Origin of the sequence: Micromonospora sp. NPDC023966, from assembly GCF_040639095.1 — a bacterium.
Taxonomy (GTDB): Bacteria; Actinomycetota; Actinomycetes; order Mycobacteriales; family Micromonosporaceae; genus Micromonospora.
Genome location: NZ_JBEZZJ010000016.1, coordinates 71,607 through 96,279, shown reverse-complemented (window position 1 = coordinate 96,279; position 24,673 = coordinate 71,607). Strand labels below are relative to the sequence as shown.

Sequence of the window (24,673 nt, the reverse complement as noted above, 5' to 3'; positions counted from 1 at the left end):
TCGACCTCCTACTTGCCGGTCTTGGTGAGCAGATACAGGAAGTACGGGCCGCCGACGAGCGCGGTGATCAGCCCGACAGGGATCTCCAACGGCGGCACGGCGCCGCGACCCACCGCATCGGCAAGGACCATGAGCAGCGAGCCGAGGGCGGCGGATGTGGGCAGCAGGGCGAGATGACGTCCGCCGACGAGCCGGCGGGCCATGTGCGGCGCGATCAGGCCGACGAAGCCGACCGTGCCGGCGACGGCGACGGCCGCGCTGGCCAGCCCTACCGCGAGGAGCAGGGTGATGCGCCGCGTCCGCTCCGCCGGCTCGCCCAGGCCGATGGCGAGGTCGTCGCCGAGCCCGAGGGTGTCGAGCCGGCGCGAGTAATACAGCACCAGCGGTACGAGCACCAGCACCCACGGCAGGAACTGCCCGACGTGGGTCATGGTGCGGCCGAACATGCTGCCGGTCAGCCAGCTCATCGCGGCATTCACGTCGAGCGGATTGCGGACCAGCAGGTACCGGATGCCTCCCTCGCAGAGGGCGCTCACCGCGATGCCCACCAGCGCGATGCGGGCCGGCGACGCACCGCGGCGGTAGGCGAAGAGGTAGACGACGACCGCCGCGCCGATCCCGCCGCAGAAGGCGGCGACCGGCAGTGCGATGACCGGAGCGGTCGGCCAGAGCAGCAGCGTGAGCATCGCAGTCAGCCCGGCACCCTTGGTGACTCCGATGATGTCGGGCGCCGCGAGGGGATTCCGCACCACGCCCTGCAGCACTCCCCCGGAGACCGCGAGCGCGATGCCGACCAGCCAGCACAGCAGGACCCGGGGCAGGATGAACTGCTCCAGGAGCCGCGTCTTGTCCGGATCGAGCCGTCCGAGCAGCGCGGTGAAGCCGTCGAGCCAGCCGACTCCGGGGACGCCGGCGCCGATGGTGAGGACGCTGCCCAGCGCCGCCACCACCGTGGCCGACACGCCGACGGTCCACTGGCGGCGGTTGCGTCCGGCGGTGGCCGGCGCGGTCACCGGCCGGGTCATGGTGTGAGACGTCATGCCACAGTCCTTTGCCGGCGGGCCAGCACGATGAAGAACGGGGCGCCGATGAGGGCCGTGACCACGCCGGCCGGCACCTCGAACGGCGGGTTGACGAACCGCGACGCGATGTCCGCGTAGACCAGCAGCGTCGCGCCGCCCAGCGCGGACAGCGGTAGGACGACGCGGTGGCGGTTACCGACGAGCCGACGGATGATGTGCGGGACGACGAGGCCGACGAAGGTGATCGGCCCGGCCACGGCCACCGAGCCGGCGACCAGCCCGATGATCACTATCCCACCGAACAGCCGCGTTCGCTGCACCCGCAGGCCGAGCCCCCGCGCGATGTCCTCGCCTAGGGCGAGCATGTCCAGCGAACGGGCCAGGGCCAGCGCCCCGACCAGCCCGGCGGCCGCCCACGGCAACGCCGTCGTCACGTCCGACCACTGGGCGAAATTCACTCCGCCGACGAGCCAGAAGAAGACGTTCTTGGTGTCGTTGTCGTTGAAGATGATCAGACCCTGCGTCACCGACAGCAGCAGCGAGGCGATGGTGAACCCGGCGAGGGCGAGCCGGACGGTGCCGACTCTGCCCTGGCCACGACCGGCCAGGGTGAGAACCAGGAGGCCGGCCGCCGCGCCCCCGGCGAAGGCGAGCGGCACGACCGGCGCGCCGACCAGCCCGGGTACGAAGGTGAGCGCGCCTACCACCACCACCGCCGCCCCGGCGCTGACGCCGAGGATCTCCGGCGCCGCCAAGGGGTTGCCGGTGATGGTCTGCATGAGCACGCCGGAAACGCCCATGTTCGCCCCGACCACCGCGGACAGCAGCGCCCGCGGCAGCCGGATGGTCCGTACGACGAGTTCCTGGACCCCGCTGCTGCCCGGGTGCAGCAGCGCGGCGAGGATCGTGCCGATGGAGATCGCCACGTTGCCCAGGGCGATGCTCCACAGGAGGCCGAGCCCGAGCAGCACCACGATCACGGCGCTGACCAGCGGCGTCCGCCAGTGCCGGAAACGGGTCTGCCGCTCGACATTGTCGGACGCCGAGGGCGCGACCACCGTCGCGGTCGCCATGTCAGCCGCCGTACAGCTTCGTGATGACGTCCTGCGCGATCAGCTCGGCGCAGATGATGCCCCGCCAGCGGGACCAGACGGCCTGCGTGACCGGATACACCCGGTGCTCCTTGACCGCCGTCACCTGACGGATGAGCGGGCTCGTCTGCCACTGGTCGAACAGCGTCTTGTCGGCGGACTTCGCCACGAAGAGCACCGGCGGGTCGGTGGCGACGAACGTCTCCAGGCTCAGCTCGACCCGGGTGTTCTGGCCCTCGGTCGGGGGTACGCTCTCCAGCCCCAGCTCCCTGAGCACGCTCGTGGCGTACGCGTCGCCGGTGTAGACCGCGAACGTCTTCTCCGAGGCGATGCCGAACATGTATTTGGTCTTCTCCCCCGCGGGGATCTTGGCCTTGAACGCGGCCATCGTGTCGCGGTGCTTGCGCAGCCGCTCGTCCATCGCCGCACACCGGTTGAGGGCCTGGGAGATGGCGACCGCGCTGTTCAGGTTCTCCTGGTAACTCGCGTTCAGGCTGTCGAAGGCGATCGTCGGCGCGATGCCCTTCAGCTGGTCGTAGATCGCCTTGTGCCGCTCGGTGTCCGCGATGATCAGGTCGGGCTTCAGCGCGCTGATCTGCTGCAGGTTCGGGGACTGGCGAAGGCCGACCGACGTGTACCCGGCGATCTGGTCGAGCACCTGGGGCAGGATGCGCTTCTGGTCGTTGTCGTCCGCCACGCCAACCGGCTTCACGCCGATCGACGCGAGTGCGTCGACGAAGGAGAACTCCAGCGCCACCACCCGCTGCGGCTCCCCCTTGATCTCGGTGGTGCCGAGCTCGTGGGTGATGCTGCGGGTCTCCTGGCCGCAGGCGCCGGCGTTGCTGCTGGCGTCCACCTTGGCCGTCTGGCCGACGGCGGAGGTGGAGCCGGTGCCGTCGCCGGTGGTGCAGCCGGCGAGCGCTACGCCCGCCAGGACTGTCGTCGCGATCAGTGCCAGGCCGTATTTCGTTCTCATCGTTCCTCGTCTCATGGTCGAGCCAGGGAGGAGGATGGCGGCGGCTCCGAACTACCGGGGTCCGCCGTCGCTCCCGGGTGGGTGGTGAACCAGCGCGTCGGTTCGCGACGCGCGCGGACGGGTAGCGGCCCCGTCGTGATGCAGCTCTGTACCGAACCTGTGCCAGGTGCCTCGCTGGTCGGGCCTGCTGCGTTCCGGTACGTCCCCGTGCGGCTGAGAAGTGTTGCCCGATGTTCGCCGGCCGGCCCGTTCGAAGGACGGAGGCCGATGACGGGGCTTACTGTCCCTGGCATCGCCGGCTCCTCTCCTCGACCGGTCAACCGGGTATGGCAAGACCGTAGTAACCGCTACAGACAGCGTCAATACTTGTCGTCAATACTTTGTGTTTCGGGGTCGGACAACCTCGCCGATCCTCTTGGCTGACGCGGCACGTCGGCGGAACACCGGGAAGGCGCTACGACAAAGGCGCCCTTCATGGCCTGGAAAACCTGAAGGACGCCTGTGTCGACGGGGCATCGGGCCGGGGCGGTGCCGCACCGCCCCGGCTCACCCCGGACGCGTCAGCTGCTGGCGCGAACGTCGACGACGAGCGCGATCGTGAACGCCACCAGCACGGCGAGCGCCACCAGAGGCGCGAGCAGGGCGCTGGCCGCGTACCCGGCGAGCACCGCGACGGCGCCGGCACCGAGCGCCAGCACGACCGCGAGCGCAATTTTCCAGTCGTCGCCGATGATGAAGTCGTACCAGAAGGCGAAGAAACCGCGGACGAATGCCATTCAGACCTCCTCAGTAGCACGCGCGACGGGCGCGGTGACGGCGGGCCGCGCCGGGCGGCGCAGTGCGCTGATCAGGGCGCGGGACAGCAGCAGCCACGCCGCGATGAGTACGAGAAGCATCCAGTCGCCACCGGGCCACTCGATGCTGTTTCCACCGTCGGTCAGGATGCCCAGGCCCTCCACGGCCCAGTAGAGGCCGAAGCTCGCCAACAGCAGGCCGACGCCGTACTTGAGGGTGTTCTCGGGCACCCTGGTCAGCGGCCCGTGCGCGACGGCCCCGATCACCAACACGACGATGCCGGCGGCGGCGGCACCGATGATCGCCACCGGCATGTTCTTGGCGTTGAGGCCGAAGGTGATGACGATGAACACCACCTCGACGCCCTCGAGGAAGACCCCCTTGAAGCTCACCACGAAGGCGAACCAGTCGAGGCCGAAGCGGCTCTCCCGGCCGGCCCGGCGCGCCGCCTCGGTCTGCTCCCGGAACTCCTCGGCCTCGTCGTGCAGGGCCTTCCGGCCCGAAGAGCGCAGCACCGCCTTACGCAGCCACTGCAACCCGAAGATCAGCAACAGGGTGCCCACGACCAGCTGGAGCGCCGACTCCGGCAGCCAGTTGGCCAGCGCGTAACCCGCCGCGGCCGTGAAGACCACCAGCGCGAGCAGGGCGGTCACGGTACCGACCCAGGCGGATTTCCAGCTGCGGGTCATCCCCATGGCCAGGACGATCGTCAGGGCCTCAACGAACTCGACGAATGAGGCGGCGAAGGTTGCCACGGCCAACCCGGCTACCGCACTGGTGAACATGCTCGAACTCCTGTCTCTCGGCTGCGCGGACACCGACGCACCGTGCTTCACCGGATGCGGTCGGACAGTTGGTTCATCGACGATCGACCGCTGCCTAACGGCGGCCGCTCAGGGTATCGTAGGGGTCACTACAGACACGGTCAATAGTCGTGGTAATTGCTACAAGACGTCGACACGCCTCATCGGCCCGGCACCGATCGACCTGCCGCGCCGATCCGATCAGGAGGGTGCGTTGCCGCCGGCGATGAGCTTCTCCGGCCCGACGGTGGAGAGGTGACGGCGTAGCGCCGCTGCCGCCGCCTGGCGGTCGCCCGCGAGCAGCAGGTCGGCTATCGCCACATGCTCACGGCAGCGGACCAGCGCCCGATCGCGGGCGAGCGTCTGCCGGTACTCCATCAGCCGGCGCACCGTGTCGACCCGCTTCAGACCCTCGGTGAAGAAGACGTTGCGGCTGCAGGCCAACACGGTCTGGTGGAAGTGGCTGTTGAGATCGAAGAGGGTGGCCTTGGAGACCGTCCAGATCTCCCCGTCGACCAGTCGCTGCTGCCGCTCCCGGGCCTCCTGCACGGCCGCCCGGTCCAGCACGAACCCCGGTTCGAGGATCGCCACCGGCTCGATCGCCAAGCGGAAGCGGTAACTGTCCCGGTAGGCGTCCAACGACGTGAGCATCGGCCGGAACTCCCAGCCGTAACCGGGCCGCCGTTCGATCCAGCCCTCCGCCTCGATCCGGTGCAGGACGCGCAGCAGCTGCCGCTCGGTGAGCCGGTATCCCCGGGCCAGCGCGCTCTCGGTGACCCGGTCGGGCAGGACGCCGTTGAGTCGATCCTCCGCGAGCCGGAAATAGACGCGGTCGTCGTCCGCCACGTCCTCGGCGGTCGCCGGCCCGTGCAGCTCGACCCCGGTCCGCAGCACGGCGTACCCGCCCCGCTCGGCCGCCTCGACAAGTCCTCCGGCGGCCAGCAGGCGTAACGCCTCGCGCACCGGCGACCGGGACACCCGCAGCTGCTCGGCCAAGGTCCGCTCCACCAACCGGGCACCGCGCGGCATCGCGCTGGCCCGGATGTGGTCGAGGATCCGCGCCGCGACCTGCTGGGTGAGCGGTGTCGGCGCCATCCGCGCTCCGTCTCCTCCTCTGGCAGCGTTCACCAGAGCATAGGGCGCGGCATCGAACGCAACCTGATGACCCGGCCTACTCGGCGTCCACCCGGGTCGTCATGCCGGTCGCCACGATGGTGCGGGTGGCCTCCACCGAGGCGTACGTCCAGAGGATCCGCATCGGTTCGGTGGCCGAGGCGTTGCGGAAGCGATGCGGGACACCCGCGGGCACGTAGGTGGTGTCCTCCGGGCCCAGCTCGTCCTCGACCCCGTCGATCTCGACGATCGCCTGTCCGGCCAGCACGACCACGCTCTCGGCACAGTTGTGGACGTGCAGGGGGATCGCTCCGCCCGGTGCGAACGTCGTGATGCCGTTGAGGAAGCTGTCGGCGCCGCGACGGCGGGTGACGAGCTGGACGGTACGGGCACCGCCGCCGCGCTCGCGGGGCGGCAGCTGCGCCGGACGCAGCACCACCGGCGGAAAGGCCGGTTCCACCGTGGTCCGTTGACCGGGCTCCGGGACCACCGCCGGCGCCGGGGCGACGGAGACCGTCTTCGCGTTGACGAATTCGAGGATGCCGTGTCGCCCCAGCTCGCGGCCGTACCCGGACTTCTTGATGCCACCGAAGGGCAGGCTCGGCTCCGAGGCCACCATCGCGTTGACGAAGACCGCGCCGGCGTCGATCCGGCGGGCCAACCGCTGCGCGCGGGCCACGTCGGCCGTCCACAGCGCGGCGCCGAGACCGTACTCGCTCTGGTTGGCCAGCCGGATCGCCTCCTCCGTGTCGGCCACTCGGACCACCGCGGCCACCGGGCCGAACGTCTCCTCCCGGAATGCCGTCATGGCCGGGGTGACGTGGTCGATCAGGGTGGGCTGGTAGTGGAAGCCGGGCCCGTCGACCGGCGCACCGCCCAGCACCAGCGTCGCCCCCTCGGCGACCGTACGCCGCACCTGGTCGTGCAGCTGGTCGCGCAGGTCCGCCCGGGCCAACGGCCCGACGGTGACGCCCGGTTCCGTCGGGTCGCCCACCCGCAGGTCACGGATGCGCTCCGAAACCGCGGCCACGAAGTCCTCGGCGACGCGGTCCGCCACGATGAAGCGCTTGGCGTTGACGCAGCTCTGCCCGGTGTTGAGGAAGCGCGAGTCGACCGCCGCGGCAGCCGCGGCCGGGACGTCCGCGTCGGCCAGCACGATGAACGGGTCGGAGCCGCCCAGTTCGAGCACCTGCTTCTTCAACGCCGCGCCGGCCTGCGCCGCCAGCAGGCCGCCAACCCGGGTCGAGCCGGTCATGGTGACCGCGGCCACCCGGTCGTCGGCGACGATCCCGGCGACCTGCTCCACCTCGACGAGCAGGCTGCGGACCAGGCCGTCCGGGCCGCCCGCGTCGCGCCAGACCTCCTCGATGGCGAGCGCGCACCGGGGAACGTTCTCGGCCGGCTTGAGCAGCGCGCCGTTGCCGGCCGCGAGCGCGGGTACGGCGAAGCGGAAGAACTGCCAGAACGGGAAGTTCCACGGCATGACCGCGAGGATCACCCCGAGTGGGTCGTAGACCACGGAACTGTGCCGGCCTGGGGTGTCGACGGTCTCGTCCGCCAGGTACGACGGGGCGTGCGCGGCGTAGTGCTCGCAGGTGAGCGCGCACTTCTCGATCTCCGCCTCGGCCTGCCCGAGCGGCTTGCCCATCTCCGCGGTGATGAGCCGCGCGTACCGCCGCTTCCCGGCGCGGAGCACGGCGGCGAGGTCTCGCAGCAGGGCGAGCCGGGCCGCGAGCCCCCGCTGCCGCCACTGCGCCTGCGCGCGTACGGCGGCGGTGAGCGCCGCGTCGACCTCGGCCGGCGCCAGCGCGGGAAAGCGGGCGACCTCCTGTCCGGTGTGCGGGTCGACGGAGGCGATCATGCGGTGGCTCCCTTCCGGGCGAGGCGTTCGACAGCGCTGGCGACGGCATCGGCGAACGCGTCCGTGGCGAGCGCTCCGCCGAGGTCGGGGGTGCGGGTGGCGGGATCGGCGACCACGGTGTCGACCGCGCGGGTGACGGCCTCGGCGGCGTCGACGAGGGCCGGTACGCCGTCGCGGTTGCCGCGCCACTCGAGCAGCATCGCGGCACTGAGGATGAGCGAGGCGGGATTGGCGATGTTACGACCGGCGATGTCCGGGGCGGAGCCGTGTTGCGCCTGGGCCACGCAGGTGTCGTGCCCGGCGTTGATGGAGCCGCCCAAGCCGAGGCTGCCGGAGAGTTCGCAGGCCGCGTCGGAGAGGATGTCGCCGAACATGTTCGTGGTGACGATGACGTCGAAGCGTTCCGGCTGGCGGACGAGCAGTGCCGCGGTGGCGTCGACGATCAGTTCTTCCAGCTCGACGGCCGGGTATTCGGCCGCGACCCGGCGGACCTCTCGCAGGAAGAGGCCGTCGGAGAGTTTGAGCACGTTGGCCTTGTGCACCGCGGTGACCTTCCGTCGCCGCCGCCGCGCGAGCTCGAAGGCGGCCCGGGCGACACGTGCGGACGCGCCGGCGCTGACCTTGCGCACCGACAGGGCCAGGTCCGGGTCGGGCATGAACTCGCCCGAACCGGCGTACATGTTGCGGTCGGAGTAGAAGCCCTCGGTGTTCTCGCGCACGATCACCAGGTCCATCGGTGTCCGCAGCACGCTGAGGCCGGGGTGGGAGCGGCAGGGTCGGATGTTGGCGAAGAGCTGGAACCTCACCCGCAGCTCGGCCGAAGGGTTGATGCCCCCTTCGTCGCGGCTCGGGTAGTCGTAGTGCGAGACGGGGCCGAGGATCACTCCGTCGACCTGTGGAATCCGCTCCACCACCCGCTGGGGCAGGGTGGTGCCGTGCTCGGCGAGGCTCGCCAAGCCGATCTCCGCGGTTTCGAATTCGAGCCCCAGCCGGAAGACCTCGTCGGTGGCGTGCAGGACGCGCAGGGTTGCCTCGGTGATCTCGGTGCCGATGCCGTCACCGGGTAGGACGAGCAGTCTCATGCCGTTGACCTCACGGGATGGGGCGCCACCGGCGCCCGGCGATCAGGACACTACCCGCGGTCAATGGTTTTTTGCAAGGAGGAAATACCAAGCGCCCGGCCCGGCACCGGTGAGCCGAATGGTTGCGGTATCAGCCCCGTTCAGGGGCGACGGAGCGAGAGCCTCGCCCACGCCGGCCGACGACGCCCCGCTTCTTGGTCGCCTCGGTGACGACCGCTTCGGCGAGGCGTTCGCGCACCGCGACCAACTTCCGCATGGCACCCGACACCCGTTCCCGCTCGGCGGCGGCCAGCGCCAGGGTCAGCGCCTCGAGGATGGTGATGGTCACTGTGATGCTGCTCAGGCCGTGCGGGCCGATCTCGGCCGAGAGCACCGCGTCGACCTGGTCCGTCAGCGCGCTGCCGAGGGTGTCCGTGATCAGGATGATCCTGGCGCCCACGCTACGGGCGTGATCGATGACCGCTTCGTCTTCGGGCTGGGCCGGCTCATGACAGACGAGGATGACGGCGTCCCCCTCGGCCAGCGGGACCAACGCGTCGGCGACCAGGAAGCCCGAATCCGCGATGACGTGGGCGTACCGGCCCTGCCGCAGCATCCGGGTGGTGAAGTACTTGGCCAGCTGCCCGTGCACCCCGACCGCGCAGGTCAGCACGTACCGGGCGTTGCTGATGATGGAGACGGCCTTGTTGAACTCCCCCTGCCGCACCGTGCGCTGGGCGGCCTGCAGGAGCGAGATCTGCTCCGCGACGACCGCGTCGAAGATCTGCTCGGGATCGTCGCTGACCGCGTCGAGCGCCCGGGTGAGGCGACCGGCCGGGGTGAAGTGCTCCCGCAGCGAGGCCTGCAGGGAACGCTTCAGGTTGGGCAGGCCGGGGTAGCCGAGCGCCTTGACGGTACGGATCACCGTGGCGTCACTGGTCCCAGTGAGCTGCCCCAACTCCTCGGCCGAGGCGAACGCGACCTCCTGCGGGTTCTCGGCCATGTACCGCGCGACGGCGTACTCGGCCCGGCTCAGGTTGTCCCGGCTGGCGGCCACCCGCTCGGCCAGCGTCGGCTCCCGCCGGTCCGTAGTATTTACCACAGCTATTGACCCCCTATGTAGTAGAGCCTACATTACCGGTACCTGCCGTCGACGCGGTCGCGCGTCCGCCGGCTCGATGGTCGCATGTTTTGACCGTCGCCCCGCACACAGCCTGGGCGACCGGAAGGAGTGCGCGTGACAGCACTGACCATCCCACTGATCGAGATCTCCGGCGCCGACCCGGTACAGCGGGGCCGCGTCTACGGCGAGGCGGCGCGGCCGCAGATCGAGACCGCCATCGCGTTCTACGCGGAACTGTTCGCCCGGTCGGCCTCCCTGTCCTGGAATCAGGTCGTCGAGCGCTCACACGCCTGGGTGCCGTACATCGACGACTACCTGCCCGGAGCCGTGGACGAGATGCGGGGCATCGCCGAGGGATCGGGACGGAACCTCGGCGAGATCCTCGCGCTCAACGGACGCGCCGAGCTCTCCCACGTCAATCCCTTCGACGACGTACCGGGCGAGTGCACCTCGTTCGCGATCATGTCGGAGGCGAGCGGCGACGGTCACGTCTACTGCGGACAGAACTGGGACTGGCGCGAGGGCGTACGGGACACGGTCGTCCTGCTCCGCATCGAGCAGCCCGGCAAGCCCACCATCCTGATGCAGGTCGAGGCCGGCCAGATCGGCAAGCACGGCGCCAACTCCGCCGGACTCGCCCTCAACGGCAACGGACTCGTCGCGTCGATCCCCGCCGGCATGGGCGTGCCGCTGAACTTCATCCGCCGCAAGGTGCTCGAGCAGTGGGACATGAACGCGGCCCTGCGTGCGGTGCTGCGGGTGCGCCAGTCGTTCTCCACCAACGTGCTGCTGACCCACCGCGACGACTTCGCGATCGACGTGGAGACCACGCCGGGACGGCACGGCTGGCTCTACCCGACCGACGGCCTGCTGGTGCACGCCAACCACTTCGAGGCCTTCGTGCCCAGCCAGATCGAGCCCACGTACCGGCCGTCGAGCATCGACTCCCTCTACCGCGGCTACCGGGTGCGCCAGGCGCTGCGGCGGGCGCGTACCGAGCGGGACATTCCGGCGGTCGCACGGACCGCCATGAGTGACCACTTCTCCGCGCCGTACTCGGTGTGCACCCACCCCGACGAGGCCGATCATCCAGTGGACGCGCAGCTGACGATCGCCTCGAGCCTGGTCGACCTGACGACCGGCGAATACCGCATCGCCGCCGGGCCGCCGTGCACCAACGACTACGCCGTGGTGCCCCACAACCTCTACGACGGCCCCACCCGGCCCGGCAAGCGCCACGCTCCGGCGCTGGCGTCCGCCTGACAGGCCGGACACGATTCCGCACACAGGGCGGTCGCCGGCCGCGATGCACCACCGCGGAGGGCGACCGCCCTGTGCCGCCCGTACCCGGGCGATCACGGCCCTGTCCCGCTGAGGATGTTGGACGAAGTGCTGCCTACGGCGTCGCGCGGCCGGAACCGGCGGCCAGCAGCCCGGCCAGACGCGGCGCCAGCCGCTCGGCGATCAAGCGGAAGCCGTCCTGATTCGGGTGCAGGCCGTCCGGCAGCAGGTGGCCGTCCGCCATGCAGAGCACCGTCAGCCCGTCGAGCACGTGCAGATCGTCATCGCCCGCCGAGCGCAAGCCGACGGCGACCGCGGCGACGCGCTGCCGGATCTCCCCCAGGCTCAGCCCGACCGCGTTGGTCGCCCGCTCCCGCTCCGGGGCGGCGATCGGGGTGATCAGCACGATCGGGGTACGGGGATGTCCGTCCCGGATGGTCTGCACGAAGCCGACCAGCGCCGGTGCCAGCGAGCGCGCGGCGAACGACGACGCCCCGTGGATGTTGACACCGACGCAGAGGCTGATCAGATCGGCCGGGGTGTCCCGGATGTACCGCGCGACCACCGGATCCAGGTGGCACTCGCCGGCGAAGCCGAGGCAGCGGAGGTGCCAGTCGTTGGCCGTCGCGATCAGGCCCGGCCACGTCTCGGAGGGACCGTCGGCGCCGGTGCAGTGCGTGATGGAGCTGCCATAGGTGATCCAGCGGGACCGGGCCGGTGTCGGCACCACCAGGCTCGCCCCGCGCAGCCGCAGCCGGCCCAGCCGGCTGGACCCGTACTGGGGCAGCCAGATCTGGACCCGCTTGCGCCCGGCGGGCAGGCCGTCGACGGCCACCACCCCGGTCCCTTCGATGAACCGGCGCGCCACCCGCCGGCCGTCGACGACCACGTCGAACGGGGCCAGCGGCCGTACCGGCACCTTCGGCAACCGCACGTCGACGTCCCATTCGAGGGCCCGTGCGTCGGTGGTGAACTCCAACCGCACCCCGGCCGGCATGCCGGCCGACTCGAGCAGTCCCGGATCGATGGTCGGCTCGCGTCCCGCGGCCGGCAACCGGCGTGGCACCAGCCAGCCGCCCTGGCGGAGCAGCTCCGCGTGGGCGGTCAGGCCGAGGCGGGAGTCGTCCGGCGCCAGGTCCATCACACGAGCACCTCGCGGAGCTGCGCCACGGCCCAGTCCACCTCGTCCGCCTCGATCAGCAGTGGCGGCGCCAGCCGGATCGTCGAGCCGTGCGTGTCCTTGACCAGTACGCCCCGCGCGAGCAGCCGCTCGGACGCCTGCCGGCCGGTCATCAGCCTCGGATCGATGTCCACCCCGGCCCACAGTCCCCGGCCGCGTACCGCCGTCACACCGTGCCCCAGCAGGGCGGCCAGCCGTCGGTGCAGCAGCGCGCCGAGCCGGCGGGCTCGCTCCTGGTACTCCCCGGTGCGCAGCAGTCCGACCACCGCGCGTCCGACCGCGCAGGCCAACGGGTTGCCGCCGAAGGTGGACCCGTGCTCGCCCGGCCGTAGCACGCCGAGCACGTCGCCTCGACCGACCACCGCGGACACCGGCACCACCCCTCCCCCGAGCGCCTTGCCCAGCACGTAAAGGTCGGGCCGGACACCCTCATGCTCACACGCGAACGTCCGGCCGGTGCGGCCCAGCCCGGACTGGATCTCGTCGGCCACCAGCAGCACCCCGCGCGCGGTGCAGAGCGCGCGCAGTCCGGCGAGGTAGCCGTCCGGCGGCACCAGCACCCCGGCCTCGCCCTGGATCGGCTCGACCAGCACCGCCACGGTGGTCCCGTCCACCGCCGCCGCGGCGGCGGCCAGATCGCCGTACGGCACGATCCGGAAGCCCGGGGTGTACGGGCCGAAGTCGGCGCGCGCGTCGGGGTCGGTCGAGAAGCTGACGATGGTGGTGGTCCGGCCGTGGAAGTTGTTGGCGGCCACCACGATGGTGGCTTGGCCGTCCGGTACCCCCTTCACCCGGTAGCCCCACGCCCGCGCCACCTTGACCGCCGTCTCCACCGCCTCGGCGCCGGTGTTCATGGGCAGCACCATGTCGGCGTCGCAGAGCTGCGCCAGCTCCCGGCAGAACGGCCCGAACTGGTCGTGCACGAACGCCCGGCTGGTCAGCGTCACGCTGTCGAGCTGCTTGCGGGCCGCCTCCACCAACGCCGGGTGCCGATGGCCGAAGTTGAGGGCGGAGTAGCCGGCCAGGCAGTCCAGGTAACGCTCGCCGGCGACGTCGGTGACCCAGGCGCCCTCGGCCGCCGCGATCACCACGGGCAGCGGGTGGTAGTTGTGGGCCGTCCATCGCTCCGCTTCGGCGAGCAACGCGGCCGAGTCGTCCCGGACCGGCACGCTAGTCACCTGCGCCGCCCAGCACGAACGGCCCGGCGTCGATGAGCAGTGCGGGCGCCACCACACTCTCCATGAACGGCGCCTCGCCGCGCTCCCGGTCCCGCCCCACGGCCAGTACCGCGCGCAGCACCTCATCCATCCGGAAGGTCAGCCGCACCTGAGGATGCCAGGCGACGATGCGACCACCGCGCACCCAGAACGTGGCGTCCCGGGTCGTACCGGTGACGAGCGTGTCCTTGGGGTGCAGCACCCGCAGGTAGTCGAGCCGGCTGACCACGAGGCCGTCCTCGCAGCCGGCCAGCAGGTCCGCCTCGGTCGCCTCGCCGGACCGGAGCAGGAGGTGCGACGGCGCCGGTTCCGCCCCGAACCGCCAGCCCAGCGGTACGCCGTGTCCGGTGGAGGCACCTCCCGTGACTCCCGCCTGCTCCAGGTTGGACACGACCCCCGTCAGTACGCCGTCCTCGATCAGCGACGTCCGCCGGCGCGGGGTGCCCTCGACGTCGAATGCGCTGGGCAGCCCGTCCGGGTCCGCGCCATCGTCGACGAGCGTGAGCAGATCGCTGACCACCTGTTCGCCCAGCCGCCCGGCGACCGCGGTACGACCGTCGGCGTACCCGGCCGCGCCGAGCGCCGCGTACCCGTAGGTGGCGAGCAGCGTGATGGCGGCCTGCGGCCGGAGCACCACCCGGCAGGTGCCGGCGAATTTCTCCCGCGTGGGCAGCGGCGCCAGTTCGGCGCGCAGTCGGTCGGCCACCCCGTCGACCCCGATACGGGCGGAGTCCCAGTCCAGCAGGCGTACGCTGGCCGACCGGCCGCCGGCGTCGGCTATCGCCTGAAACGAGGCCCGGGTCAGGGTCTCGGCTTGAAAGAGCCCGTCGGTGTCCGCGACGATCCGCTCGGTCACGCTGTGCCGCGCCGCGCCCCCGAGCTGCAGCCGGTCACCCAGTCCGGTCCGGACGCCGTCGAACCAGGCGTACCGCTCCGCCGCGCCGGCCCGCAGCGTCGCCTCGCTGACCTGGGGCGGCACCGCCTCGCGCGCGTCGGGCCTGGTGTCCACCCGGCCCGACTCGCACTTCGGCAGCACGGCCAACGCGTCGGCGAGCCTGCCGGCCAGCGCCCGTACCTCCGACGGCGCCAGAGACTCCAGCGCGCCGGAGGCGACGCGGCCGTCGCGGGCCACCCGCACCCGCACCCGCAACCGCCGCTCGCTGTGCTGGGTGATCACCCGCGAGCAGGCGTAGCGCAGCAGCCCGATGCGCTCGCCGGACACGTCGAGCCGGGTGCCCGCACCGAACTCCCGCAGTGCGTCCCGCACCGCGGCGGGATCGATGCCGACCTCGTCGGCACGGACGCTCTCGTCGACACTCACCTGATCCCCACCTGGACCTCTCGGAAGCGAGCCGGAACCGTGCCGTGGCCGATGTGCGCCACCTGCAACGGCTCTCCCTTGTTGCACGAGGGGATGCCGTGCACCCGGAACTCGTCCGGGCCGCCGAGCGCGTCGCACCTGGCCCAGAACCGGGGCGTCACCCCTGAGTAGGAACAGTTCTTCAGCAGCCGGCCGAGCTTGCCGTCGCGGATCTCCCACCCCGCCTCGGCCCCGAGACGGAAGGAGAGGCGCTGATCGTCGATGGAGACGCTCTTCGTCATGTCGACCAGGACGCCCCGCTTGGTCCCCGCCACCATCTCGGCCAACGAGGAGTCCCCGGGTTCCAGGCAGAGATTGGTCATCCGCACCAGCGGCACCCGCTGCCAGCCGTCGGCGCGCGCGGCGCCGGAGGACTGCTCGCCCAGGGCGGCGGCCGACTCCCGGCCCGACAGGTAACCGACGAAGACGCCGTCGCGCACCAACTGGGTCCGCTGCGCCGGTACGCCCTCGTCGTCGTATCCGTACGAGCCGAGTGCCCCGGGGATCGTCGCGTCGGCGTAGACGGAGACGATCGGCGCACCGAACTGGAAGCTGCCCAGGCGCTCCGGGGATGCGTACGTGCCGCCGGCCAGGCTGGCCTCGGTGCCCAGCGCCCGGTCGGCCTCCATCGGGTGCCCCGCGCATTCGTGCAGCAGCAGGGCGAGCTGCGAACCGGAGACGACGAGCGTGGTGGTCTCGTCCGGGCACTCGGGTGCGGTCAACAGCGCCACCGCCTCGGACGCCACCCGGGCCGCCTCGTCGGGCAACCGCAGCGTCGGGATGTGTTCGTAGCCCGCGGTGGCGAAGTCACCCCGCTGGCCACGGATGTTGCGCGGTACCGCCTGCGGGTAGGACCGTCGCTGCACGTCGTCGCCGTTGCTGGCGTACACGACGAGGCCGGCGCCGCTCTCCGTCACGGACTGTTCGATCAGCGCGCCCTCGGTGTTGGCGAACACCTTCTCATCGCGGAAGAAGTCCATCGACGCCTCGATCCGCTGGACCTGCGGACCCGCTGTCCGCGCCTCGTCGACCACCGACGACAACAGATCGAGCTTGTCCGACAGTGGCGCCCGGAACGGGTCCTGGATCATCGGCGAGGCCCACCGGGTGCGCGTGGTCACCGGTTCACCGAGCCGAACCGGTGGTCCGCTCCCGGCCGCCCGGGCTTGGCCGACGGCCTGACGCACCGCCTCCGAGAGGCCGCGCGAGTCCAACCGGTGGGTGGCGGCGAAGCCCCACTGGCCATCGACCAGCACCCGGACACCCAGGCCGACCGACTCCTCGTAAACCACGTCACCCGGACCGGCGAGTTCGACCAACACCAGTTCGTGGGTCCGGTTCACGACCCGTACGTCTGCGTACTCGACCTCCGCCGGCAGCAACCCCAGCACGTGTAAGGCGGGGTCGCGCAGCGCCGGGCTGCCTCCGTAGGAATCGGCAGGCAAAGTCAACCTCCCAAGGTCCGCGCGGTAGTAACCACTGACGCCAATGTAGTAGACGCTACATGTACGGTCAACATCTGTCGTGGATCCTTCAGGCGGGAGTGCTCCATTGCCGACCGAGTCCGGCGCGGTGGTCGCGTCGCGCGGAGTGCAGCGAGGGGCTGCTCGTCCTCGCCGCCGGGGCAAGGCGACGTCATCCTCACCGTCGCGCGACGCCTCAAGTAATTCTCAAATCCAGGTCGGCCGATCCTTCGAAGCGAAGACCCTGCATACGCTCGACGCACCCAGCTCTCTCACGGTCCTCCCCGACTCCGTCACGACGGCGACCACCGTCGCGCACGGGCCGACCCTGCGCGAGCTCGGCATGACCGTCGCGGTGGTTCGACCCGCCCGCAGCCGGGCCGACCACCACGTCAACCACATGTCCCAAGCAGAAGGAGGGGAGAATGCGGCGCATACAACGACGCATCGCGCTTCTCGCGCTGCCCACCCTGGTGGGAAGTGTCCTCATGGCAACCGGCCCCGCGGCTGCGGATCCCGCCGGATCGGCAGCCACGGCGGGCTCAGGACGATCCAGCCTCGAGGTTCCGGAGGCCGCACGCCTCGTACGCATCCACCTGACCGGCGCCGACATGCTGGACAAGGTGGTCGCCGCCGGCTTCGATCTCGAACACGGTCTCCGGCGCGTGCCGACCGGAATCGAAGGCGAGGCGGTGGCAACCGCGGAGCAGGTCGCCGAACTCGAGGCGCTGGGCGTCGAGATCCTCGCCGACGGCGAGGGCTTCGCCTGGAGCGAGGAGGCCGACGGCGGCCTCCAGGCCCAGGCCCTCCGCGCGGAGGCTGTGCAGCCGCTGGCTCACCAGGAGACGGTACGGATCGCTCGTGCCGACTGGTTCACGACGAAGGGCCAGGGCTTCCTCTACGTCGAGGCGCGGACCACCGAAGGGGCGCAGACGGACCCGATCGTCACGATGCAGCTCGAGAACGACTCGGGCCCGGACACCTCGTTCGGCTCCGCCCGGACAATGAGCCGGTTCGTCGATTCCGGGCAGTACATGTTCCACCGGAACCTGTTCAAGCTCGACACCCGCCCGAGCCAGATCCGGGTCACGAGCTCGACGGGGGGCGTGGCCACCGGCTACGTCTCCAACTGGCTCGAGGACGGCGCGCCTCCGCTGACGGCGAACCCCTCCTACAAGTGGGACTTCGTCGACGGTTACCGGCACCCGCAGCAGCTCTTCAGCCGCGCCGAGGAGATCGCCCGCCAGTACCCGGACATCGCCGAGATCGTCTACCTGCCGAACAAGACGAACGGCTACCAGCGGAAGGCGCAGGCCACGATCGGCGGCACGGGGCAGAGCGCTGTCGTCGTCAGCTCGGCCGCATGGGGCCACGAGGGCGGCAACGACATCACCGTCGAGTTCGTGAACCGGCCGGGGGCGAACCTCCCGCTCGGGGTCGAGGTTGCGGGCAAGGCGATCCGCGTCCTCCTCGCGAAGGACGCCTCCGGTGGGCCGGCGAGTACGGCCGCACAGGTGGCGGCGGCGCTGGAGAGCCAGTCCCAGGGCCTGGTCGACCGGGCACACCCGTATCGCACCAACGCGGGCACCGGCATCGTCGCGGCGACCTCCGGCCCGGTCGCGCTGACCGACTTCCTCGACCAGAAGCGCGTCGGCGCGCCGGAGGGCGAGGTGCCACGTGGCCCGGCCACGATCCCCGTCCTGCGGATCGGCAAGCACCGCGACGGCAGGAACCCGGGTGTGCTGATCCAGGCGCAGGACCACGCCCGCGAATGGGTGCCCGCGACGACCAGCCTGGAGGCGGCCGAGCGTCTGGTGCACAACTACAAGTCCGACTGGGAGACGAAGAAGATCGTCGACAACACCGACATCTTCCTCATCCTGTCCAACAACCCCGACGGGGCGAACTACAGCTTCTACAACTTCGCCTCACAGCGTCGGAACATGACGAACCACTGCGCGGACGACAACGCCGATCCGGCCCGGCGCAACTCCTGGGGCGTGGACCTGAACCGGAACTACCGGGTCGGGTCGGCTCAGGACGGCTACTCGGGCGGGTCGAACAGCTGCGTCAGCGACACCTACCAGGGACCGGAGAAGCTGTCCGAGCCCGAGTCGAAGAACATCATCTGGCTGGTCGAGAAGTACTCGAACATCAAGTTCATGATGTCGGTGCACTCCAACGGCGGCCAGCTGTTCTGGCAGCCGGGCGCCTACATCGCGGACGGGCGGATCACCACACCGCGTCCGCCGCTGGGTGACGAGGCGTTCTACTGGCAGTCGGCCGCCAGGATCCTGTCGCAGGTCAAGGCGCACCGGCAGACCGTCGTCACGCCGGAGAACGTCGGCGGCTCGTCGGACGTCCTCTACTCCTCCGCGGGCAACGTGCGTGAGGACCTCTACCACACCTACGGGATCTACGCCTTCGGCTGGGAGGTCGGCGGCTCGGTCTACAACCCGGCCACTGGCAACTGGCAGGGCGGTTCGTTCCAGCCGGCGTGGGTGGGAAACCCGGACCTCGTCAGCGGCCACTCCGAGACGATGGAATACGCCAACGGCATCATGGAGATGTTCCGGATCGCGGCGGAGTGGGGCAAGGACAACCAGAAGCCGACGTCCCGGCTCGTTCCCGGCGACGGGACGTACTCCGGGCCCGTCGACGTGCGCTTCGAGACGAGCGAGCCGGCCACCATCTACTACACGACGGACGGCAGCCGGCCCACCCTCGAGTCGCCGCGCTACGCGGCGACCGAGTTCCGTGAGCCGGGGCAGGTGTTCCACGTGGCCGAGACCACCACGTTCCGCTGGTTCTCGGTCGACAGCGCCGGCAACATCGAGCAGAACTACGACCCGTCGAACAACGACAAGCGCGACAACTACCGCACGGCGACGATCACGGTCGTCGAGCAGTAGTCAGGCGCCGCGACGCCCTCCAGTGATCATTGCCTCGTCAGTGGGGTTCCCCCCTCGCTGACGAGGCAATGGTCGCGTGCACGCCTTGCTGGTCCCAGCGACGATTCATGTGGCATCCCGCCGTTCGCCCGGTGGACAGGGCTTCGCGTGGTGCTGCCGGTCAGGGCTCGTGGTAGCCGGCCCAGGAGCCGCGAACGTGGCCGATGTGGCGTCGCATCAGCTCCGCCACCCCCTGCGCGTCCCCGGCCACCACCAGATCGACGATCTGCTCGTGCTCGGCGGCCGAACGCCCCAGCTCGCCGCGCTCGGCGAGCCCCTGCAGGCCGTACAGGCGGCTGCGGGCCCGGAGGTTCCCCACCACGTCGATGAGATGGCGGTTGCCGGCGAGGGCGAGCAACGAGAGATGGAAACGCCGGTCGACCTCGACATAGCCGATGAGGTCGCCGGTTTCGGCGAGCCGCTCCACCTCCTTCGCCAGCGGACGCAGCTCCTCGACCGCCGCCCTGGTGGGCTCGTTGATGGCCCGGGCGATCTCGGCCACGGTGGGCACCTCGATCAGTGCGCGCAGCGACGTGATCTCGTCCAGGTCGCGGTCACTGAGCTCCTTGATCCGGAAGCCCTTGTTTCGAACGATCGTGACCAGTTCCTCGTTGGCGAGGTCGAGCATCGCTTCGCGCACGGGCGTGGCGGAGACACCGAACTGCTCGGCGAGGGTCGGCGCGGAGTAGAGCACGCCGGGCCGCATCTGTCCCGTGATAACCGCGCCCCGCAGGATGTGGGCGATCTCCTGCCGAAGGTTGGGCCGGCCGCCGAACTGAGGCAGAGAGAGGGCGTCCGGGGCCAGGCGCCCGGTCGCGGTGTCACCCCTTGTCTCCTTCATCGCAGCGCAAATCCCAGTCCGACGGGGTCATTGGCCTCAAGAACGAAATGATGTTCACCAGTTCGGTAGGCCATCCCCCGCACCTCCGAAACGTAGGCCGGGCGGCCTTCTGCTTCCAACTCCTGCACGACGCGGCCCAGGAACCGTGTTCCGACCACCGAGTCGTGTGTTAGCACCTGGTCAGGGGCGAGTTGCCCCGATGATGCTAGCAGCGCGACCCGCGCCGAGGTGCCGGACCCACACGGCGACCGGTCCACTTCACCGTCGGCGAAGACGGTGATGTTGCGCTGGTGTGGGCCGTCGGACCGTCGGCCGAGATCCTCGAACAGAATGGTGCCGTAGATACCGTCGAGCCGCGGTTCGCTCGGATGCCGCGCCCATTCGGTGCCGTTGAGTTTCCATTTGATTTCGCGGCCGAGCGCCAGCAGATCACCGTAATGCTCGGGGTTGACCGACAGCCCGAGGACCGAGGCGTCGACGGAGGCGTAGATCGCTCCCCCGTAGCTGATGTCCGCGCGTACCGGGCCTCGGCTGGTGTTCACGGCGATGCCCTGACCGAGAACGTACGCGGGCACGTTGCGGAAGCTGACCTCGTGGACCTCGCCGGCCACGCAGGAGACCGTGGCCGTGACGCGGCCTGACGGTACGTCGATCACGACGTCGGTCTCCCCGTCCGGGGCGGCGTCCACGAGCCCGCTCCGGACGGCCCACGTACCCAGCGCGATGGTGCCGTGTCCGCACGCCGTCGAGTAGCCGTCCTTGTGCCAGAACAGCACCCCGAAGTGTGCTCCCTCGTCGTCGGGTGGCACGACGAAGCAGCCGTACATGTCGGCGTGGCCACGAGGTTCGTTGACCAGGAGCCGGCGCACCGCGTCGACCTGTTCATCGCGCTGGGCGTGTTCGCGCCGTTCCAGCACGGTGGCGCCGGGAATCTCCGGGACGCCTTCGGTGACGATGCGGAACGGCTCTCCCGCCGTGTGGTAGTCGGTGGCACGAATGTCCTGCATCGCCTCAGGCCCCCAGGTACGCCTCGACCACGCGGGAGTCGCGCGCGAGCTCGCGGGCCGCTCCCTGCAGGGTGATCACACCGTTCTCCACCACGTACGCGCGGTGGGCGATCTTGAGCGCGGCACGGGCGTTCTGCTCGACGAGCAACACCGAGGTGCCGTCGGCGTTGATGCGGCGGATCAGATCCATGATCTGGGCCACCACGAGTGGTGCGAGCCCCATCGAGGGCTCGTCCAGCATCAGCAGTTTGGGCCCGGCGACCAGCGCGCGACCGACGGCGAGCATCTGCTGCTCGCCGCCGGACAGGTTCCCGCCCTGCTGGCTGCGCCGCTCGGCGAGCCGGGGCAGCAGAGAGTAGACCTCGTCGATCCGGCGGCTGACCGCGGCCTTGTCGTTCACCAGGTAGCCGCCGAGTTGGAGGTTCTCGTGAACGGTCAGACGGGAGAAGATGCGGCGCCCCTCCGGCACGTGCACCACCCCGGCGCCGACGATCTCCCAGGGCTTGGCCCTGGTGATGTCCGTGCCGAACGCACGCACGGTGCCGCCGGTGGACCGCACCACCCCGGAAACGGTGGCGAGGGTACTGGTCTTACCCGCGCCGTTGTTGCCGAGCAGAGTGATGATCTCGCCCTCGCCGACGGTCAGGGTCAGGCCCCGGAGGGCGTGGACGCGGCCATAGTGGACGTCGAGGGCGTCGATTTCGAGTGCACAGCGGCCGGCGGCGTCACTCACGGCTCATCATCTCCTCGCTCGTGGCTTCCTCCTCGTCGTCCTTGCCGAGGTACGCCTCGATCACGGCCGGGTCGCGGCGTACCTCCTCGGGCGTGCCGTCGGCGATCTCCCGGCCGAAGTTCAGCACGACGATTCGGCGCGACACCTGCATGACGAGATCCATGTCGTGCTCGATGAGCACGATGGCGGTGCCCAGCCCACTGATGCGGTGCAGCAGATCGAGCAGCTCGCTCTTCTCTCCGTAGTTGAGGCCCGCGGCGGGCTCGTCCAGCAGGAGCACCTTGGGCTCGCGGGCGAGGGCGCGGGCGATCTCGACGCGCCGCTGCTCACCGTACGGGAGGTTCCGCGCCAGGCCACCACGGTCACCGCGCAGGCCCACGAAGTCGAGCCAACGGTTCGCCTCGTCGGTCGCCTCCTGTTCCGAGCGCCGGAACCGCGGCGTGTGCAGGAGCGCGTCGAGGGCGTTCTGCCGCAGCCGGAGGTGCATCCCGGCGCGGACGTTGTCGAGCACCGTCAGCTCACCGAACAGGCGCAGGTTCTGGAAGGTGCGCGACATGCCCCGGGCCGCGATCGCGGACGGCCGCAGGCCGGTGATGTCCGCGCCGTGCAGCATGATCGAGCCGCCGGTGGGCTTGTAGAAGCCCGTGACGCAGTTGAACGCGCTGGTCTTGCCCGCGCCGTTGGGTCCGACGAGTGAGAGGAGGTCGCCTTCGTTGACCTGGAAGGTCAGCCCGTCGACGGCCTTCACGCCGCCGAAGTCCAGGTGCAGATCCTGCACCCGCAGGAGCGGTACGGGTCCTCGGGTGCTCACGGCACTACCTCCTCGGCCTTGCGCACGTCATGCTTCTCGGCCTTGCGCAGGTCACGCCGGGACTGCCGTTCCACGGCCCGCGCCGGCCACAGTCCCTGCCGACGGAAGATCATCACTACGATGAGCAGGATCCCGAATACGAAGTACCGGTAGTCCGCGGCCTCCCGGAGAAGCTCGGGCAGCACGCTGATGAAGATGGCGCCGAGCACGACCCCGGGCGTCGAGCCCATGCCACCGAGCACGACGGCCATCAGGATGAGGGCCGACCACAGGAAGGTGAAGCTCGGTGGGGAGATGGCGGACAGTTGGGCGCCGAAGAGGATGCCGGCGAGGCCACCCCAGATGGCGCCGCCGACGTAGGCGGCCAGCTTCACCCGGTACGTGTTGATGCCCATCGCCTCGGCGGCGTCCTCGTCCTCGCGGATGAACCGCCAGGCGCGTCCGAGCCGGCTGCGTCCGAGCCGCGCCGCGCCGAGGACGGCCAGGGCGACGACGACCACACAGGTGTAGTAGAGGCCGACCGGGCCGCTCAGGTCGATCCCGAGCAGCATGATGCCGGGGATCCCGTAGATGCCCGACGGCCCACCGGTGATGGTGAGGTTGTTGGCCGTGATCCGGATGATCTCCCCGAAGCCGAGCGTCACGATCGCCAGGTAGTCGCTGCGAAGCCGCAGGGTGGGCCCACCGATCACGATGCCCGCGACCACCGCCGCGACGATGACGACGGGCACCGTGGCCAGCAGCGGCCAGCCGTAGCGGGTGGCGAGGACTCCGCTGACGTAGGCGCCGATGGCGAAGAACGCGGCGTAACCGAGGTCGAGCAGGCCGCAGTAGCCGACGACGATGTTGAGGCCGACCGCGAGCATCACGAAGAGCAGCGCGGAGGTCATGACCGACAGGGCGTAGTTGGTCGCGGTGATGAACGGCGCCAACACCGCGACGGCCAGTCCGATCAGGCCGAGGTAGCGGTTCTGCTGAATTCGGTCGAAGAGCGCACTGGCGCGGGTGGGTGACGTGGCGAGGTTGGTGGTCATCAGACACGCTCCGTAACGCGCTCGCCGAGGATGCCGGTCGGGCGGAGCGTGAGGAAGATGATGAGGAAGCTGAAGGCGAAGACATCGCGCCACTGCCCGCCGATCCAGGCGGTGCCGATCGACTCGAGCAGGCCGAGCGCCAGGCCGCCGAGCATCGCTCCCTTGATGTTGCCGATGCCGCCGATGACGGCCGCGGTGAACGCCTTGAGGCCGATGATGAACCCCATCAGGAAGTCGATCTTCCCGTAGTAACCGCCGGCCATCACGCCGGCGGCGCCGGCGAGGGCGGAACCGATGAAGAAGGTGCGCGCGATGACGGCGTCGACGTTGATGCCCATGTACAGGGCTGCCGTCGGGTCCTGGGCGATGGCGCGCATGGCCCGTCCGGTCCCGGTCCCCATGACGAGCCATTGCAGGCCGGCCATCAGCAGGACCGCGATCAGGATGAGACTGGCCTGCTGGATGGTGATGCGGGCGCCGAGCAGATTGATCGAGTCGCCCGCCAGCCGGACCGGGTAGACCTCCGGGTTGGGCCCGGCCACCAGGCGCATCCCGTACTCGATCGCGAATGAGGCGCCCACCGCGGTGATCAGTACGGAGAGCCGGGGCGCGCTGCGCAGGGGACGGTAGGCGATCCGCTCGAGCAGCAGGCCGGCCGTTCCGGTCACCAGCATCGCGATGATCAGGACGATGAGCAGCGCTACGAAGCCGAGGCCGGTCACCAGCCCGCCGGCGACGCTCAAGACGCCGAAACCGACGAACGCACCGAGCATGTACAGGTCGCCGTGGGCGAAGTTGAGGAGCCTGATGATGCCGTACACCATGGTGTAGCCCAGGGCGACCAGGGCGTAGAACGATCCGACGAAGAGACCGTTCCAGAGGAGTTGGGTCATGGGAGCCCTCCGGGGAACGCCCCGGCGGCGCGCTCCTGGGAGGGCGCCGCCAGGAGC

At 70.3% G+C, this 24,673-nt stretch carries 21 protein-coding genes; 2 read left to right on the top strand and 19 right to left on the bottom strand.

Features of this window, described 5'->3' with window-relative positions:
• Positions 1-8 precede the first annotated feature (8 nt).
• The 9 genes from AB0F68_RS21185 to AB0F68_RS21145 all read right to left on the bottom strand — a co-directional run bounded on the left by AB0F68_RS21185 (position 9) and on the right by AB0F68_RS21145 (position 9,824).
• Positions 9-1,040, bottom strand: a complete 1,032-nt coding sequence (locus tag AB0F68_RS21185; RefSeq protein ID WP_357340964.1) for an iron ABC transporter permease — start codon at positions 1,038-1,040, stop codon at positions 9-11.
• Positions 1,037-2,095, bottom strand: a complete 1,059-nt coding sequence (locus tag AB0F68_RS21180) for an iron ABC transporter permease (protein ID WP_357340958.1) — start codon at positions 2,093-2,095, stop codon at positions 1,037-1,039. Before AB0F68_RS21180 ends, AB0F68_RS21185 begins: the two co-directional genes overlap by 4 nt.
• Position 2,096: 1 nt before the next feature.
• A complete protein-coding gene (locus tag AB0F68_RS21175) occupies positions 2,097-3,089 on the bottom strand; it encodes a Fe(3+) dicitrate ABC transporter substrate-binding protein (RefSeq protein WP_357340956.1) in 993 nt (330 codons plus the stop codon).
• A 560-nt stretch (positions 3,090-3,649) separates the two neighbouring features.
• Entirely contained in the window at positions 3,650-3,865 is a 216-nt protein-coding gene (locus AB0F68_RS21170) for a hypothetical protein (RefSeq protein WP_357340954.1), read from the bottom strand.
• Positions 3,866-4,669 carry a hypothetical protein gene (locus AB0F68_RS21165; RefSeq protein WP_357340948.1) on the bottom strand — a complete coding sequence of 268 codons (804 nt, stop codon included), beginning with the start codon at positions 4,667-4,669 and terminating at the stop codon, positions 3,866-3,868.
• A gap of 219 nt (positions 4,670-4,888) precedes the next feature.
• Entirely contained in the window at positions 4,889-5,782 is an 894-nt protein-coding gene (locus AB0F68_RS21160) for a GntR family transcriptional regulator (RefSeq protein ID WP_357340945.1), read from the bottom strand.
• Between the two features lie 76 nt (positions 5,783-5,858).
• The gene (locus tag AB0F68_RS21155) at positions 5,859-7,661 is read right to left on the bottom strand and encodes an aldehyde dehydrogenase family protein (RefSeq protein WP_357340942.1); all 1,803 of its coding nucleotides are present in this window, start codon (positions 7,659-7,661) and stop codon (positions 5,859-5,861) included.
• Positions 7,658-8,743, bottom strand: coding sequence for an isocitrate/isopropylmalate family dehydrogenase (locus AB0F68_RS21150; RefSeq protein WP_357340940.1), 1,086 nt, complete (start codon positions 8,741-8,743; stop codon positions 7,658-7,660). The genes AB0F68_RS21155 and AB0F68_RS21150 overlap by 4 nt, the downstream gene beginning before the upstream one ends.
• 130 nt (positions 8,744-8,873) lie before the next feature.
• Positions 8,874-9,824, bottom strand: coding sequence for a MurR/RpiR family transcriptional regulator (locus AB0F68_RS21145; protein ID WP_357340937.1), 951 nt, complete (start codon positions 9,822-9,824; stop codon positions 8,874-8,876).
• Positions 9,825-9,959: 135 nt separating this feature from the next.
• On the opposite strand from AB0F68_RS21145, the gene AB0F68_RS21140 reads away from it, so the two are divergent.
• Entirely contained in the window at positions 9,960-11,108 is a 1,149-nt protein-coding gene (locus AB0F68_RS21140; RefSeq protein WP_357340935.1) for a C45 family peptidase, read from the top strand.
• Between the two features lie 133 nt (positions 11,109-11,241).
• On the opposite strand, the gene AB0F68_RS21135 is transcribed toward AB0F68_RS21140, so the two are convergent.
• From AB0F68_RS21135 to AB0F68_RS21120, 4 genes are read right to left on the bottom strand one after another with little or no spacing between them, the layout of a single operon-like run.
• Positions 11,242-12,267, bottom strand: coding sequence for an SGNH/GDSL hydrolase family protein (locus AB0F68_RS21135; RefSeq protein WP_357340932.1), 1,026 nt, complete (start codon positions 12,265-12,267; stop codon positions 11,242-11,244).
• Positions 12,267-13,475: an ornithine--oxo-acid transaminase gene (rocD, locus tag AB0F68_RS21130; RefSeq protein WP_357340930.1), complete on the bottom strand. Its 1,209-nt coding sequence runs from the start codon at positions 13,473-13,475 to the stop codon at positions 12,267-12,269. Before rocD ends, AB0F68_RS21135 begins: the two co-directional genes overlap by 1 nt.
• A 1-nt stretch (position 13,476) precedes the next feature.
• Complete coding sequence (locus tag AB0F68_RS21125) at positions 13,477-14,844, bottom strand: metallopeptidase TldD-related protein (RefSeq protein WP_357340927.1); 1,368 nt, start codon at positions 14,842-14,844, stop codon at positions 13,477-13,479.
• The gene (locus tag AB0F68_RS21120) at positions 14,841-16,328 is read right to left on the bottom strand and encodes a TldD/PmbA family protein (protein ID WP_357340925.1); all 1,488 of its coding nucleotides are present in this window, start codon (positions 16,326-16,328) and stop codon (positions 14,841-14,843) included. The genes AB0F68_RS21125 and AB0F68_RS21120 overlap by 4 nt, the downstream gene beginning before the upstream one ends.
• A 443-nt stretch (positions 16,329-16,771) precedes the next feature.
• Here AB0F68_RS21120 and AB0F68_RS21115 point away from each other — a divergent pair, with 443 nt between their 5' ends.
• On the top strand, positions 16,772-19,258 hold the full coding sequence (locus tag AB0F68_RS21115; protein ID WP_357340923.1) for a M14 family zinc carboxypeptidase: 2,487 nt from the start codon (positions 16,772-16,774) through the stop codon (positions 19,256-19,258).
• A 160-nt stretch (positions 19,259-19,418) separates the two neighbouring features.
• Here AB0F68_RS21115 and AB0F68_RS21110 read toward each other — a convergent pair whose 3' ends face one another.
• Genes AB0F68_RS21110 through AB0F68_RS21085 form a run of 6 tightly spaced genes read right to left on the bottom strand, consistent with a single transcriptional unit; the run spans position 19,419 to position 24,616 of the window.
• Positions 19,419-20,138 carry a GntR family transcriptional regulator gene (locus AB0F68_RS21110; protein ID WP_357340920.1) on the bottom strand — a complete coding sequence of 240 codons (720 nt, stop codon included), beginning with the start codon at positions 20,136-20,138 and terminating at the stop codon, positions 19,419-19,421.
• The gene (locus AB0F68_RS21105; RefSeq protein ID WP_357340918.1) at positions 20,135-21,145 is read right to left on the bottom strand and encodes a proline racemase family protein; all 1,011 of its coding nucleotides are present in this window, start codon (positions 21,143-21,145) and stop codon (positions 20,135-20,137) included. Before AB0F68_RS21105 ends, AB0F68_RS21110 begins: the two co-directional genes overlap by 4 nt.
• A 4-nt stretch (positions 21,146-21,149) precedes the next feature.
• Positions 21,150-21,878 (bottom strand): ABC transporter ATP-binding protein, encoded by a 729-nt coding sequence (locus tag AB0F68_RS21100; protein ID WP_357340915.1) that lies wholly within the window; start codon positions 21,876-21,878, stop codon positions 21,150-21,152.
• Positions 21,871-22,689, bottom strand: a complete 819-nt coding sequence (locus AB0F68_RS21095; RefSeq protein WP_357340912.1) for an ABC transporter ATP-binding protein — start codon at positions 22,687-22,689, stop codon at positions 21,871-21,873. Before AB0F68_RS21095 ends, AB0F68_RS21100 begins: the two co-directional genes overlap by 8 nt.
• Positions 22,686-23,723 (bottom strand): branched-chain amino acid ABC transporter permease, encoded by a 1,038-nt coding sequence (locus AB0F68_RS21090; protein ID WP_357340910.1) that lies wholly within the window; start codon positions 23,721-23,723, stop codon positions 22,686-22,688. Before AB0F68_RS21090 ends, AB0F68_RS21095 begins: the two co-directional genes overlap by 4 nt.
• Positions 23,723-24,616, bottom strand: coding sequence for a branched-chain amino acid ABC transporter permease (locus AB0F68_RS21085; protein WP_357340907.1), 894 nt, complete (start codon positions 24,614-24,616; stop codon positions 23,723-23,725). The genes AB0F68_RS21090 and AB0F68_RS21085 overlap by 1 nt, the downstream gene beginning before the upstream one ends.
• Between the last annotated feature and the right edge of the window lie 57 nt (positions 24,617-24,673).